The 12,773-nt window shown below is 53.5% G+C and carries 16 protein-coding genes; 2 read left to right on the top strand and 14 right to left on the bottom strand.

What is annotated here, in order from left to right; translation table 11 throughout:
* Window position 1: 1 nt before the first annotated feature.
* The 7 genes from hscA to trmJ form a co-directional block, all read right to left on the bottom strand.
* Entirely contained in the window at window positions 2-1,861 is a 1,860-nt protein-coding gene (gene hscA, locus EAW52_RS16775; RefSeq protein ID WP_122043295.1) for a Fe-S protein assembly chaperone HscA, read from the bottom strand.
* Between the two features lie 44 nt (window positions 1,862-1,905).
* Window positions 1,906-2,427: a co-chaperone HscB gene (gene hscB / locus EAW52_RS16780; protein WP_122043296.1), complete on the bottom strand. Its 522-nt coding sequence runs from the start codon at window positions 2,425-2,427 to the stop codon at window positions 1,906-1,908.
* A gap of 8 nt (window positions 2,428-2,435) precedes the next feature.
* Window positions 2,436-2,759: an iron-sulfur cluster assembly protein IscA gene (iscA, locus tag EAW52_RS16785; RefSeq protein WP_122043297.1), complete on the bottom strand. Its 324-nt coding sequence runs from the start codon at window positions 2,757-2,759 to the stop codon at window positions 2,436-2,438.
* A 10-nt stretch (window positions 2,760-2,769) separates the two neighbouring features.
* Complete coding sequence (gene iscU, locus EAW52_RS16790; RefSeq protein WP_019365648.1) at window positions 2,770-3,156, bottom strand: Fe-S cluster assembly scaffold IscU; 387 nt, start codon at window positions 3,154-3,156, stop codon at window positions 2,770-2,772.
* Between the two features lie 28 nt (window positions 3,157-3,184).
* Window positions 3,185-4,399: an IscS subfamily cysteine desulfurase gene (locus EAW52_RS16795; RefSeq protein ID WP_122043298.1), complete on the bottom strand. Its 1,215-nt coding sequence runs from the start codon at window positions 4,397-4,399 to the stop codon at window positions 3,185-3,187.
* Between the two features lie 31 nt (window positions 4,400-4,430).
* The gene (gene iscR, locus EAW52_RS16800) at window positions 4,431-4,928 is read right to left on the bottom strand and encodes a Fe-S cluster assembly transcriptional regulator IscR (RefSeq protein WP_010797318.1); all 498 of its coding nucleotides are present in this window, start codon (window positions 4,926-4,928) and stop codon (window positions 4,431-4,433) included.
* A gap of 133 nt (window positions 4,929-5,061) precedes the next feature.
* Window positions 5,062-5,835, bottom strand: a complete 774-nt coding sequence (gene trmJ / locus EAW52_RS16805; RefSeq protein ID WP_026003925.1) for a tRNA (cytosine(32)/uridine(32)-2'-O)-methyltransferase TrmJ — start codon at window positions 5,833-5,835, stop codon at window positions 5,062-5,064.
* Between the two features lie 135 nt (window positions 5,836-5,970).
* Between trmJ and suhB the strand changes: the two genes are divergently transcribed.
* Window positions 5,971-6,786 carry an inositol-phosphate phosphatase gene (suhB, locus tag EAW52_RS16810; RefSeq protein ID WP_010797316.1) on the top strand — a complete coding sequence of 272 codons (816 nt, stop codon included), beginning with the start codon at window positions 5,971-5,973 and terminating at the stop codon, window positions 6,784-6,786.
* Window positions 6,787-6,820: 34 nt separating this feature from the next.
* Here the strand turns inward: suhB and EAW52_RS16815 are convergent, their stop codons facing one another.
* From EAW52_RS16815 to rplM, 7 genes are all read right to left on the bottom strand, one after another.
* The gene (locus tag EAW52_RS16815) at window positions 6,821-7,231 is read right to left on the bottom strand and encodes a ClpXP protease specificity-enhancing factor (RefSeq protein WP_010797315.1); all 411 of its coding nucleotides are present in this window, start codon (window positions 7,229-7,231) and stop codon (window positions 6,821-6,823) included.
* A 13-nt stretch (window positions 7,232-7,244) separates the two neighbouring features.
* Window positions 7,245-7,862: a glutathione S-transferase N-terminal domain-containing protein gene (locus EAW52_RS16820; protein WP_122043299.1), complete on the bottom strand. Its 618-nt coding sequence runs from the start codon at window positions 7,860-7,862 to the stop codon at window positions 7,245-7,247.
* Window positions 7,863-7,937: 75 nt separating this feature from the next.
* Window positions 7,938-8,663: a cytochrome c1 gene (locus tag EAW52_RS16825; protein ID WP_372238926.1), complete on the bottom strand. Its 726-nt coding sequence runs from the start codon at window positions 8,661-8,663 to the stop codon at window positions 7,938-7,940.
* 2 nt (window positions 8,664-8,665) lie between these two features.
* A complete protein-coding gene (locus EAW52_RS16830; RefSeq protein ID WP_122043301.1) occupies window positions 8,666-9,877 on the bottom strand; it encodes a cytochrome bc complex cytochrome b subunit in 1,212 nt (403 codons plus the stop codon).
* Window positions 9,874-10,470: a ubiquinol-cytochrome c reductase iron-sulfur subunit gene (gene petA, locus EAW52_RS16835; RefSeq protein WP_122043302.1), complete on the bottom strand. Its 597-nt coding sequence runs from the start codon at window positions 10,468-10,470 to the stop codon at window positions 9,874-9,876. Before petA ends, EAW52_RS16830 begins: the two co-directional genes overlap by 4 nt.
* Window positions 10,471-10,654: 184 nt before the next feature.
* Complete coding sequence (gene rpsI / locus EAW52_RS16840; protein WP_010797310.1) at window positions 10,655-11,047, bottom strand: 30S ribosomal protein S9; 393 nt, start codon at window positions 11,045-11,047, stop codon at window positions 10,655-10,657.
* A 15-nt stretch (window positions 11,048-11,062) separates the two neighbouring features.
* Window positions 11,063-11,491, bottom strand: a complete 429-nt coding sequence (gene rplM / locus EAW52_RS16845) for a 50S ribosomal protein L13 (protein ID WP_010797309.1) — start codon at window positions 11,489-11,491, stop codon at window positions 11,063-11,065.
* 226 nt (window positions 11,492-11,717) lie between these two features.
* On the opposite strand from rplM, the gene EAW52_RS16850 reads away from it, so the two are divergent.
* A complete protein-coding gene (locus tag EAW52_RS16850; protein WP_122043303.1) occupies window positions 11,718-12,755 on the top strand; it encodes an NADP(H)-dependent aldo-keto reductase in 1,038 nt (345 codons plus the stop codon).
* Window positions 12,756-12,773: the final 18 nt, after the last annotated feature.

The following is a 12,773-nucleotide window of genomic DNA, read 5'->3' on the forward strand; positions in this document are numbered from 1 at the left end:
CTTACTCCTGGATTTCGTTAAGACGACGACCCGCCAGGGCCGCCTTGATCGATGCATCCATCCGGCGAGCCGCGAATGCATCGGTCACTTGGGAAAGACGCTTGGTTTGTACTTCAATAGCAGAGGCATCTGAATGGTCGACAAGACTCTTTAGCTTGTCGATCTCGGCCTCTATAACTTCACGCTCTTCAGCGTCCAGCAAACGATCGCCGTCCTCAGCGACAGCCGCCTGGACCGCCTCTAGAAGACGTTGCGCCTCGACTTGCTGCTCACGTAGCACGCGAGCGTTCATGTCATCGCCAGCATTCTGGAAAGAATCCTGCAGCATACGCGCGATTTCACCATCCGTCAGACCATAGGATGGCTTGACCTGGATACTGGCTTCCACACCACTGGAGAGCTCTCGCGCCGAGACGCTCAGCAAGCCGTCCGCATCTACCTGAAAAGTCACACGGATCTTGGCAGCGCCAGCCACCATAGGCGGAATGCCGCGCAGCTCGAAACGAGCCAGCGAACGAGCATCTTTCACCAGCTCTCGCTCACCCTGCAGCACATGAATCATCATGGCTGACTGGCCATCTTTATACGTTGTGAAATCCTGGGCACGTGCCACAGGTATGGTCGTGTTACGCGGGATAATCTTTTCCATCAAACCGCCCATGGTTTCAAGCCCAAGGGAGAGCGGAATGACATCTAGCAGCAAGAGCTCTTCGCCACCACGGTTACCCGCCAAGGTATCAGCCTGAATGGCCGCACCGATGGCAACAACCTTATCCGGATCAATGTCCGTCAGTGGCTCGCGACCGAACAGCCTGGCCACTGCGGATCGGACTTGCGGCACGCGAGTGGAGCCACCCACCATGACTACCGCCTTGACTTCCTCAAGCTCGCAACCAGAGTCACGCACTGCGCGACGGCAAGCTTTCAGGCTTCGCGCGATCAACGGCTCGATCAGTGTTTCAAAGTGCTCGCGAGTAAGCTCGCCCTGCCAGGCACCGTAACTGAGCGTAACAGTAGGTTGCCCCGACAATTGCTCTTTGGCCATGCAGCCTAATTGCAGTAACTGACGTTGCTCCGAGGGCGACAGATTAGTAGACAGCCCCGCCTGTTCAATTACCCAGGTCGCAATGGCATGGTCAAAATCATCACCACCCAAGGCACTATCACCTCCGGTAGCCAGGACTTCGAAAACCCCTTTGCTCAAACGCAGGATGGAAATATCAAATGTGCCGCCGCCCAGGTCATAGATCGCAATGAGGCCCTCCGCACCACGATCCAACCCATAGGCCACTGCCGCTGCGGTGGGCTCGTTAAGCAGCCGCAACACATTCAAACCGGCCAGCTTGGCAGCGTCCTTGGTCGCTTGGCGCTGCGCGTCATCAAAGTAAGCCGGAACGGTTATTACCGCGCCAACCAATTCGCCACCCAGGGTCTTTTCTGCACGCGAACGCAGTACACGAAGGATTTCGGCTGAGACCTCAACAGGACTCTTGAGTCCCTGTATCGTCTCAATGAAAGGCATGTGGGACTCGCCTTCAGCGAATCGATAGGGTAACTGCTCGCCCAACTGCTTGATGTCAGCCAGACCGCGACCCATGAAGCGCTTTACGGAAAGAATCGTATTGAAAGGGTCTTGTGCAGCACTTTGCTTGGCTACATTCCCTACTTCAATATCCTTTTCCAGATAGCGAACGGCTGAGGGAAGAATGACACCGCCCTGCTCATCAGGAAGCGGCTCAGAGACGCCGCTGCGCACGGCAGCGACAAGAGAATTCGTAGTGCCCAGATCAATCCCTACCGCCAACTTGCGTTGATGCGGCTTGGGAGCCATTCCAGGTTCGGCAATTTGCAATAAAGCCATTGCTATTCAGCTTGTGCTAGGGGCGCCTTTAAGCAGGCGCCAGATTAATCGTCGAGGCGCTCTTCCAACTGACGCACTTCGCTGCTCAGCTTGTCGAGAAACTGCATGCGGCGAACAAGCCGTTCTGCAGTTTCCTGTTTCGAAGCGTTCTCCCAACACGAATCGAACTCATGCTCGAGTTCAGCCTGGGATTTCTTCAAACGCTGCTTGAAGGGCGCGATACCATCAACGTCCCCCTCATCCTGCAATTCTTCCAACTCTTCACGCCACTGCATCTGCTGAAGGAGAAAGTCGGGATCCTGGATAGTCGCCTCAACAGGCATTTCATGCCCTTGAAGCGACAGCAGGTAACGGGCTCGCCGCGAGGGAGTCTTGAGAACGTGATACGCCTCGTTCAACTGCGCCGCACGCTCCAGCGCCTGTCGCCGCTCCCGCTCGGGGGCATCGGCAAAGCGATCAGGATGCACTGTACGCGCAAGCTCACGATAGCGACTCGAAAGCTGCTCGAGATCAAGCGCAAAAGACGGCTTGAGATCGAACAAGGCAAAGTGACAAGGCGTTCCCACGGGCGACCTCAAACGTTGAAGCTTTCGCCGCAGCCACACTCACCGCGCACGTTAGGGTTATTGAACTTGAATCCCTCGTTGAGTCCTTCCTTGACGAAGTCCAGCTCGGTACCGTCAAGGTAGACCAGGCTCTTCGGATCAATGATGACCTTGACGCCATAGCTTTCGAACACCTGATCTTCTTCAGCCAGCGTATCAACGAATTCCAGCACATAGGCCAAGCCCGAACATCCGGTGGTACGTACGCCCAGACGGATACCCTCGCCTTTGCCGCGTCCTTCCAGAGAACGCTGCACGTGACGTGCAGCAGATTCAGTCATGCTAATGGCCATCAGTGCCTCCTCAAGCCAAACCTTTCTTCTGCTTATAGTCCTGCACCGCCGCCTTGATGGCATCTTCGGCCAGAACCGAGCAATGAATCTTGACCGGAGGCAGAGCTAGCTCTTCAGCAATCATGGAGTTCTTGATCGCCTCTGCCTCATCGATAGTCTTGCCCTTCATCCACTCGGTAGCGAGCGAGCTGGAAGCAATGGCAGAGCCACAACCATAGGTCTTGAAGCGTGCATCTTCGATGATGCCCTGATCGTTGACCTTGATCTGCAGACGCATGACATCACCACACGCCGGCGCACCAACCATGCCTGTTCCGACGTCAGGATCTTCGGCATCGAATTTGCCAACGTTACGCGGGTTTTCGTAGTGATCGATTACTTTATCGCTGTAAGCCATTTCTCAATCCTCACTCATCAGGAGCGGTTTAGTGTGCCTGCCATTCAACTGTGGTCAGGTCAACGCCCTCTTTGTACATATCCCACAACGGAGAAAGTTCACGCAGTTTGGTTACTGCGTCACGTACTTTCTCGGCGGCGTAATCAATTTCTTCTTCGGTCGTGAAACGGCCAAAGGTGAAACGAATGGAGCTATGAGCCAGTTCATCGTTACGGCCTAACGCACGCAGCACATAGGAAGGCTCAAGCGAGGCCGAAGTACAGGCCGAACCCGACGATACCGCCAGATCCTTGAGCGCCATGATCAGGGATTCACCCTCTACATAATTGAAGCTCAAGTTCAGGTTATGCGGTACGCGTGAAACCAGACTGCCATTTACATACAGCTCTTCCATATCCTGAAGCTTGCTGTAGAAACGATCGCTCAGCGCCTTGATACGAACGTTTTCCTGCGCCATCTCTTCCTTGGCAATTCGAAAGGCCTCGCCCATCCCGACGATCTGGTGAGTCGCCAGCGTACCGGAACGCATACCACGCTCGTGACCGCCGCCATGGGTCTGCGCCTCAAGACGAACGCGCGGCTTACGACGAACATAAAGCGCACCGATGCCTTTCGGACCATAGGTCTTGTGTGCCGAGAAGGACATGAGGTCAACTTTCAGCGTCTCAAGATCGATCTCAACCTTACCAGTTGACTGGGCAGCATCTACATGGAACAAGATGCCACGGGCACGCGTAAGCTCACCCAGCGCTGCGATGTCATTGACGGTGCCGATTTCGTTGTTAACGTGCATCAGGGAAACCAAAATGGTGTCCTCGCGCAGCGCTGCTTCAACCATATCCGGCGTGATCAGCCCATCTTCACCCGGCTCTAGATAAGTTACCTCGAAACCTTCGCGCTCGAGCTGGCGAGTCGTATCCAATACGGCCTTGTGCTCGATCTTCGACGTAATGATGTGCTTGCCCTTGCTCTGATAGAAGTGAGCCACACCTTTGATCGCCAGGTTATCCGATTCGGTCGCACCGGATGTCCAAACGATTTCACGTGGATCGGCATTCACTAGCTCGGCAACCTGACGGCGAGCATTCTCAACCGCTTCTTCAGCCTTCCAGCCAAACATGTGCGAGCGTGAGGCTGGATTACCAAAGTTACCATCTACCAAGAGACACTCGCTCATTTTCTGAGCGACACGTGGATCGACTGGAGTAGTTGCAGAGTAATCAAGATAAATCGGTAATTTCATCGGTAACTCCTATATCAGGCTGGCGGCCGGCTCACTCAATAGCGGACGCTTCAATCTTTTCAATGTCCGAGGCACGAGTTCGGCTATTGCACACTCGCTTGTCCTGACGGTTCGCTACAGCTTGTATCTCATTACGCGCGACTAGATCCGCTAGCGTGATACCGCTGAGAAACGTATGAATCTGCTCGCTCAGATCGCACCACAAGTGATGCGTCAGGCATATGTCACCGGAATGGCAATCGCCCTGCCCCTGACAGCGGGTAGCATCGACAGACTCGTTTACGGCATCGATGACCTGAGCGACATGAATGTCCTGCATATCGCGCGACAGTTGATAACCACCGCCCGGTCCACGCACACTGGTTACCAAAGTGCCACGGCGCAACTTGGCAAACAGCTGCTCAAGATAGGAAAGCGATATACCTTGGCGCTCAGAGATGTCAGCCAGGGAGACCGGTCCACGCTGCGCATGCAGCGCCAGATCAAGCATGGCGGTGACGGCGTATCGTCCTTTGGTTGTCAGTCTCATGGCAAAACCAGGATGTACTTTAGATAGGTCAAGTATGCAATTCCTGACTATTTAAGTCAACTATAAGCCCTATCGATTCAGTCAACCATTAAAGCCGACCAGAGGCGTTGGCGCACTCGGCTAAAACTGGCCTTCAGACATCATCAGTTTTGCATTTTTCGCCACGAACAACCTTTTGCGTCTCGGTCAGAACACCACGAAGGATATTCATCTCCAGCTTGGTGATTGCACTGCGCCCATAAAGCCTGCGTAGGCGAGACATGAGATGGCGAGGCTTCTCGGGATCGAGAAAACGAATATCGATAAGCGTTTCCTCGAGATGGCGATAGAACAGCTCCAACTCCTCAACAGTGACCAGCTGGGTATTGAGCATGGCTGTACTTTCGACCTTGTTCATCTTGGTGGGCTGCCCTTGAAGGGCCAACCATGCCATGCGTACCTCGTAGACGAGCACCTGTACCGCAGCCGCAAGATTCAGAGAGCCAAATTCCGGGTCAGAAGGAATATGAACATGAAAATTGCAGCGCTGAAGCTCTTCATTCGTCAGGCCTGCATACTCGCGACCAAATACCAGCGCCACCTCCCCACCCACCTCAGCATGCTGCAGCGACGTTTGTGCGCACTCACGGGGATCGAGCAGCGGCCAGGGGATACGGCGATCCCTTGCGCTGGTTCCCAGAACAACGCTGCACCCTGTCAGCGCATCTTCCAGCGTTTCGACAACACAAGCATTATCCAGCACATCCGTGGCACCGGATGCGCGCGCTACGGCATCGCCATGGGGGAATTGCTCAGGCTGCACCAGATACAGCCGCTTCAATCCCATGTTCTTCATGGCGCGAGCCGCACCGCCAATATTGCCAGGATGGCTTGTGTTAACTAGGACAACGCGTATGTTCTCGAGCAAGTAGCACCCCCTCTTTAAAGGTGCGAATCTTACCGGACCCCTGTGCGCAAAACCATTCATGCCGACAAGGCAACCGCTCTCTGCATTCTTTTCTGCTAGAATAACCGGCTTTCTTTTACAACCAGGTGGTTTCTCATGCAGCCCATGCTGAACATTGCGCTGCGCGCAGCTCGTAGTGCCGGTGAATTGATCTTTCGCTCAATCGAGCGCCTGGACCTCATCGCTATCGACGAAAAAGGCGCCAACGATTTCGTGACCGAGGTCGACCGGGCCGCCGAACAAGCTATTTTCAACGTTTTACGCAAGGCTTACCCCAACCACGGCTTCCTAGGCGAGGAGTCCGGGCTCATCGAAGGTCAGGGTGATGGCGCTGATTATCTGTGGGTCGTCGATCCGCTGGATGGAACCACCAACTTCATTCATGGCGTCCCGCACTTCTCTGTCAGCATCGCGTGCAAGTATCGCGGCCGCATCGAGCATGCCGTTGTATTGGACCCGGTTCGTCAGGAAGAATTTACCGCCAGTCGCGGACGTGGCGCCGCTCTCAATGGCCGACGCTTGCGTGTCAGCACTCGCAAAAGCCTTGAGGGTGCCTTGATCGGCACTGGCTTCCCGTATCGCTCCAGCAATATGGATTACCTGGATAATTATCTAGGCATGTTCCGCACCCTGAGCACCCAAACCGCAGGTATTCGCCGCGCGGGATCTGCTGCATTGGATCTAGCTTATGTGGCCGCTGGTCGATTCGATGCCTTTTGGGAAATGGGGCTATCCGAGTGGGATATGGCAGCAGGTGCGCTACTGATTCAGGAAGCTGGTGGTCTGGTCAGCGACTTCAATGGCGGCCATGACTACCTTGAAAAAGGCCATGTAGTAGCAGGCAACACCAAGTGCTTCAAGGCACTGTTGACTACGCTGCAACCTCACCTACCCGCCTCACTGAAGCGCTGAATGAAAACCGCCCACTGATGTGGGCGGTTTCGTTTTACTTGACTACTTTCAGGCTAGGCCGCCCTTGCGGCTTGCTTGGCGCCGACTTAGGCGCAGAACCTTCCGACTTACCCTTGGGATCATCATCTGGAGAAGAAGGCTCCAGATCAAACACCATCCCCTGCCCATTTTCGCGCGCATAGATAGCCAGAACAGCTTGGGTGGGCACATAGAGACTATGGGCTACACCACCAAACCGCCCATCGAAACTCACGGCTTCGTTATCCATGTGCAATTGGCGAATAGCTCCCGGCGCAACGTTGAGAACAATCTGACCGTCACTGGCATAGCCCGGCGGAACCAGCACATTCGGATAGTCCGCATTGACCAGGATATGCGGCGTGCAATCGTTATCCACGATCCACTCATACAGCGCCCGAATCAAATAGGGACGGCTTGAGTTCATTATGTTCCTCCTATCAGCGCATCTCGCGCTCAACTGGCGACAAGCTCGCCTGAAAGGTATCGCGGACGAAATGTCGATCCATATAATCAAAAATCGGCTTGGCTTGTCGCGGCAACTCAACACCCAGGCCAGGCAAACGCCAGAGCAAAGGCAATAAATAGCAGTCAACCAGACTCATTTCTTCATTTAAGAAGAATTTTTTGTCTGCAAAAAGAGGAGCAACCGAAGAAAGACTGCTGCCGAGCTGCCGGCGAACCTGCTGAACATCACCACCTCCTTTTTGCTGACTCATGATGACATCAGCGCTGTCGCACCAATCCTTCTGGATGCGATGCATGAGCAATCGCATCTGTGCTCGAGCGACAGGGTAAGCCGGCAATAGCGGAGGGTGGGGATAGCGCTCCTCCAAATACTCCAGCACGATGGTCGAGTCATATAACACAAGATCACGATCCTGTAGAACAGGTAGCGTCCTGTAGGGATTCGCATCAGCCAGTGCTGCCGGATACTTGGCAGGATCGATATCTTTAACCTCCACATCGACCTGCTTCTCGGCAAGCACAAGGCGAACACGATGCGAGTACGGATCCCTAGAGTCAGAAAAACAGGTGAGACGCGTTACATTAGCCATACACTTCTTCGCTGTGCAGCCCCAAACAGGGCAAACGATCGCACCTCACGGCACAGATCCCACTAAAAACAGACATCATTGGACGTCTTTCCAATATTCTCGCTTGAGCAGGTAGGCAAATACAAAAAGAATTGCCAGATACGCTAGAACATAAACGCCAATCCGCTCAGCCTTTTCTTTATTCGGGTCCGCTGAATACGCTAGAAAAGCCACAAGATGGCGAATCGTTTGGTCAAACTGCTCAGCGGTTTGCGATCCTGTCCCTGAAATGACAACAAGCTCCCTGCAACTGCCTGCGCTATTCTCTTCTACCGACAGACAAGCCTGACGGCCCTGCAAAGCGCCCAGGACATTTGGCATGGCTACATTAGGGTATACGAGGTTGTTCACGCCCCAGGGCCTGGAGGGATCTTCATAAAATCCTTTGAGATAGTGATACAGCCAGTCTTCCCCTCGAACGCGAGCCACCAGCGTCAAATCAGGAGGTACGGTGCCAAACCAGCCCATTGCATCCTCAGCACGCATACTTGAAGTCATGTGATCGCCTGGCTTGGCCTCAGTAAAAATTAGTGTTTTTTGTAGAACATCCTCAGGAATGGAAAGGTCCCTAGCTACACGCTCATAACGCTGATACTGGGTGCCATGACACCCCATACAAAAATTAACAAAGGTGCGCGCCCCTTCCTGAAGGGCGGCCTTGTCAGAAAGGTCAACGCGAACCTTCTCAAACGGAACATTTTCCGCCCCCTTCAGGGCTAATGGCATACACGTGAGCACCAGCAATGCCATTAGTCTGAACAGCATCACCTTACCACCCTCTCAGGTACCAGACCTACCCGCTCGACACGGGTGTAAAACGGCATGAACACGAAATAGCCAAAGTACAGCACAGTAGCCAAGCGAGATAGAAAAATCCGTTCAGACGTAGGCGGAAGAACCCCTAGTACGCCAAGCGCTACAAAGGCCATACAAAAGAGCGACAGGGCCAATCGGCTCATCCATCCTTTGAAGCGCATCGACTTAACAGGACTGCGATCTAGCCAGGGCACCACGAATAGGACGGCAATAGCTGCTCCCATGATCATGATGCCGGCCAGCTTGTCAGGCACAGCTCGAAGCATCGCGTAAAAAGGCGTGAAATACCAAACTGGAGCGATATGTTCAGGCGTCTTCAGCGGATCAGCAATTTCAAAATTCGATCTCTCCAGAAAATAACCACCACCTTCAGGAAAGAAGAAAACCACGCTACAGAAGATAAAGAGAAAGACCGCCACACCCATTAGGTCTTTGACGGTGTAATACGGATGGAAGGGAATACCATCAAGCGGCTTACCCGTTTCATCAAGGCTTTTCCTGATATCCACCCCCAGCGGATTATTGGAACCCACTTCGTGCAGGGCAAGAATATGCAGCACCACCAACCCGACCAGCAGTAGTGGCAGCGCGATAACATGCAGCGCAAAGAAGCGATTGAGCGTAATACCTGAAATTAGGTAATCGCCGCGTATCCATTGCGCCAGGTCTTCGCCCACTACAGGAATGGCGCCAAACAGAGCGATGATTACCTGAGCCCCCCAATAAGACATCTGCCCCCAAGGCAGCAGGTATCCCATGAACGCCTCGGCCATGAGCACAAGGTATAGCAACATGCCAAAGACCCAGACTAACTCGCGCGGCTTTTGGTAAGACCCATAGAGCAGGCTTCGAAACATATGCAGGTAGACAACAATAAAAACAGCTGAGGCGCCTGTTGAATGCAGATAGCGAATGAGCCAGCCGTAATCGACATCGCGCATGATGTATTCAATTGAAGCAAAGGCACCTGCTGCCGTAGGGGTATAGCTCATCGCCAACCAAATGCCTGTTACCAATTGGTTGACCAGGACAAGCAAGGCCAGGGATCCAAAAAAATAAAGGACATTAAAGTTCTTGGGTGCGTAATAGTGGCTTAGGTGCTCGCTCCATAGACGCGAAGCAGGAAAACGAGCATTTAGCCAAGCCTTCAACCTGCTCATCCCACCTCCTCTTGACTCATGCCTATCACAATAATATGTTCAGACTCGTAAGCGTAAGGCGGAACCACTAGATTGAGCGGCGCAGGCTGCGCCTTGTACACCCTTCCAGCCAGATCATAGCGTGAGCCATGACATGGGCAGAAATATCCTCCCAACCACTCCGTTCCTAGGTCAGCAGGGGCAACTTCCGGCCTAAAGATCGGGGAGCAGCCCAAATGAGTGCAAACACCTACCACGACCAGCACATCCGGCCTGATTGAACGCAAGCGACTGTTTACATAATCGGGCTGTATTGAGTCATGAGAATCAGGGTCAGCCAGCTGATTTTCCAACCTCGACAGGCGCTCCAATGCATCTGCGCCACGCCTGAGTACAAAAACAGGCTGACCACGCCATTCAATAACAATTTGCCGCCCCGGCTCCAACTTGGAAATATTGACCCTTATCGGAGCGCCAGCGGCTTTCGCCTTGGCACTTGGAGACCATGACTTAATAAACGGGATAGCGGCGCCAGCGACCCCCACTGCGCCTATTACCGAGGTTGCCGCCACCAATAGTCGGCGACGCCCCTGATTGACACCTCCATCACTCATTCAAAGCCCCTTCGGCCACCACCCAAGCCATGTCACGCGAAGGCAGAGGATACTTAAATTCAACGAGAGAACCTATTCATCTGCTTTAGCCAAACCTGCCCAAACATACCTAGGCAACAGACGCAGGGCAAAAAAAAACCCAGTCTCGAAAGAGACTGGGTTTTGCAAGCGAAGCTGCTGGAGCTTAACGCTTGGAGTACTGCGGACGCTTACGCGCTTTACGCAGGCCGACTTTCTTACGCTCAACTTCACGCGCGTCACGGGTAACATAACCCGCCTTGCGCAGAGAGCTGCGGTAGGTTTCGTCGTATTCGATCAGAGCACGAGTGATACCGTGACGAATAGCACCGGCCTGGCCGCTAACACCGCCACCCGCAACAGTTACGTACACGTCGAACTTCTCGAGGGTTTCAGTCAGCTCAAGCGGCTGACGAACCACCATGCGAGCTGTTTCACGACCGAAGAATACGTCGATGTTACGATTATTGATGGAAATTTGGCCAGTGCCCGGACGCAGGAAAACGCGAGCGGTAGCTGTCTTACGACGGCCAGTACCGTAATTTTGAGTCGCCGACATTATGTACTATCCCGTTTAAATCTTCAGTTCTTGAGGCTGCTGAGCGGTATGCGGATGAACGCTACCTTTGTAAACCTTCAGCTTACGATACATGTCGCGACCCAGCGGGTTCTTCGGCAACATACCTTTGACTGCGGTTTCGATAACGCGCTCAGGAGCACGAGCGATCAGCTTTTCGAAGTTGATCGACTTGATACCACCCGGGAAGCCGGAATGGTGGTAGTACATCTTGTCGGTAGTTTTGGCGCCAGTTACACGAACCTGCTCGGCATTGATAACAACGATATAGTCGCCAGTATCAACATGAGGAGTGTATTCCGGCTTATGCTTGCCACGCAGACGGCTAGCAATTTCAGTAGCCAGACGACCCAGGGTCTGGCCGGCAGCGTCGACGACATACCAGTCGCGCTTAACAGTTTCCGGTTTTGCTGTGAAGGTTTTCATTCGTTATGGCCTCAGGGCCGCCTGAAAAAAGACGGCAAATCTTACAGAACAGTACGATCCTTGACAAGTCAAGGGCAGCCGGAAACAGACGCTAATCGGGGGCTCGGGTCAGCGCGTCCGCTACGGCGAAAATCGACAGGCTAGGCATCCCCTGTCAATAAAGCTGCGGAATTATGACGATTACTGTGAAAATATCAACTGTTATCACATCAAGAAAGGAAATTAAATGAAGTATCGTAGTCTTGGACGAACCACTATCAGCGTCAGCGAACTCTGCCTGGGCACCATGACCTGGGGAGAGCAGAACACCCAGGATGAAGCTTTCGCTCAAATAGACCGGGCAGCAGAACATGGCCTCAATTTCATGGATGCCGCCGAGATGTACCCTGTCCCGCCGCGACCAGAGACCTATGGCCAGACAGAGCGCATTATCGGAAATTACTTCAAGAAGCGAGGCAACCGTGACCAATGGATCCTGACCAGCAAGGTTGCAGGGCCGGGCAATAACATTTCCCACATCCGTGACGGCAACCTCAAGCACAACCGGCAGCATATTGTTGCGGCGTTGGAAGGTAGCCTTGAGCGCCTGCAAACGGATTACATCGACCTTTATCAATTGCATTGGCCGGACCGAGAAACCAATTTTTTCGGCAAGCTGGGTTATGTCCATAACGACAAGACGTTTACACCGCTTGAGGAAACGCTTGAAGTCTTGAATGAGCAGGTCCAGGCGGGAAAGATTCGCCATATAGGGCTTTCCAATGAGACACCATGGGGCACGATGCGCTTTCTTCAGCTGGCGGAAGAGCGCGGCTGGCCACGGGCAGTCACGATTCAGAACCCCTACAACCTCCTGAACCGATCCTTTGAAGTAGGTTTGGCGGAAATCGCTATCCGCGAGCAATGCGGGCTGCTGGCCTATTCGCCACTGGCGTTTGGTATGCTGACCGGAAAGTACGCCAATGGCGCAAGGCCAAAACACGCACGCCTGACACTGTTCAGCCGCTTCACTCGCTACAACAATCCTGAAACGATGCGAGCTACCGAACAATACGTTCAGCTAGCCAAGCAGCACGGCCTTGATCCTGCACAAATGGCACTGGCTTACGTTACCAGCCGTCCATTTGTTACCAGCAATATCATTGGAGCGACCTCTCTGGAGCAGCTTCAAAGCAATCTCGACAGCATAAATCTGACGCTATCGGAGGAAGTGGTCGCAGGCATTGAGGCCATTCATAAAATCCAACCCAATCCAGCGCCCTAACGGAAAAGCGCTTTCCCT

It is taken from the genome of Pseudomonas sp. LTJR-52, assembly GCF_003691465.1.
GTDB lineage: Bacteria > Pseudomonadota > Gammaproteobacteria > Pseudomonadales > Pseudomonadaceae > Chryseomonas > Chryseomonas luteola.

Excerpts from the sequence above, each read along its gene's own strand:
- hscA (WP_122043295.1), bottom strand. The coding sequence starts at position 1,861 with ATGGCTTTATTGCAAATTGCCGAACCTGGAATGGCTCCCAAGCCGCAT.
- iscA (WP_122043297.1), bottom strand. The coding sequence starts at position 2,759 with ATGGCCATTAGCATGACTGAATCTGCTGCACGTCACGTGCAGCGTTCT.
- iscU (WP_019365648.1), bottom strand. The coding sequence starts at position 3,156 with ATGGCTTACAGCGATAAAGTAATCGATCACTACGAAAACCCGCGTAAC.
- EAW52_RS16795 (WP_122043298.1), bottom strand. The coding sequence starts at position 4,399 with ATGAAATTACCGATTTATCTTGATTACTCTGCAACTACTCCAGTCGAT.
- iscR (WP_010797318.1), bottom strand. The coding sequence starts at position 4,928 with ATGAGACTGACAACCAAAGGACGATACGCCGTCACCGCCATGCTTGAT.
- suhB (WP_010797316.1), top strand. The coding sequence starts at position 5,971 with ATGCAGCCCATGCTGAACATTGCGCTGCGCGCAGCTCGTAGTGCCGGT.
- EAW52_RS16815 (WP_010797315.1), bottom strand. The coding sequence starts at position 7,231 with ATGAACTCAAGCCGTCCCTATTTGATTCGGGCGCTGTATGAGTGGATC.
- EAW52_RS16820 (WP_122043299.1), bottom strand. The coding sequence starts at position 7,862 with ATGGCTAATGTAACGCGTCTCACCTGTTTTTCTGACTCTAGGGATCCG.
- EAW52_RS16830 (WP_122043301.1), bottom strand. The coding sequence starts at position 9,877 with ATGAGCAGGTTGAAGGCTTGGCTAAATGCTCGTTTTCCTGCTTCGCGT.
- petA (WP_122043302.1), bottom strand. The coding sequence starts at position 10,470 with ATGAGTGATGGAGGTGTCAATCAGGGGCGTCGCCGACTATTGGTGGCG.
- rpsI (WP_010797310.1), bottom strand. The coding sequence starts at position 11,047 with ATGTCGGCGACTCAAAATTACGGTACTGGCCGTCGTAAGACAGCTACC.
- rplM (WP_010797309.1), bottom strand. The coding sequence starts at position 11,491 with ATGAAAACCTTCACAGCAAAACCGGAAACTGTTAAGCGCGACTGGTAT.
- EAW52_RS16850 (WP_122043303.1), top strand. The coding sequence starts at position 11,718 with ATGAAGTATCGTAGTCTTGGACGAACCACTATCAGCGTCAGCGAACTC.